We start from the raw sequence: 348 nt of genomic DNA on the forward strand, positions 1-348 counted from the left end.
GCGTTATGCGCTACATCTATCAGCAATGAGTAACTTCAAACCATGAGAAAATTAATACTATTACTAGTGGTTTTAGCTTCTGGTTGTGTTTCATACCAAGTTCAGCCGAAGGGTCAATTGCAGAACCCTGTTATTTCAAAAGAACTTTCTATCACAAGAGATAATATATATCCGATGGGAAAACATTGTTTTGAACCAATGCTTTATGTATTAACACTAGGCATTATCCCAGCCCACTGTGAAAATATATATACTGTATCAGCCGACAATGAAGTCCTTGGAAAAGTTAAAGTTACATCTATGCAAGGTTGGGCCGCTTTATTTTCTGCATTATCATCAGAATGGAAG

1 protein-coding gene is annotated in these 348 nt (G+C 36.5%); it reads left to right on the plus strand.

Annotation, left to right across the window (positions count from 1 at the left end; translation table 11 throughout):
* Positions 1-42: 42 nt before the first annotated feature.
* Positions 43-348, plus strand: a 306-nt coding sequence (locus M3P05_RS20775) for a hypothetical protein (protein WP_249702062.1), incomplete at its 3' end; no start/stop codon positions are given.

The organism is Parendozoicomonas callyspongiae, assembly GCF_023502345.1.
GTDB classification, from domain to species: domain Bacteria; phylum Pseudomonadota; class Gammaproteobacteria; order Pseudomonadales; family Endozoicomonadaceae; genus Sansalvadorimonas; species Sansalvadorimonas callyspongiae.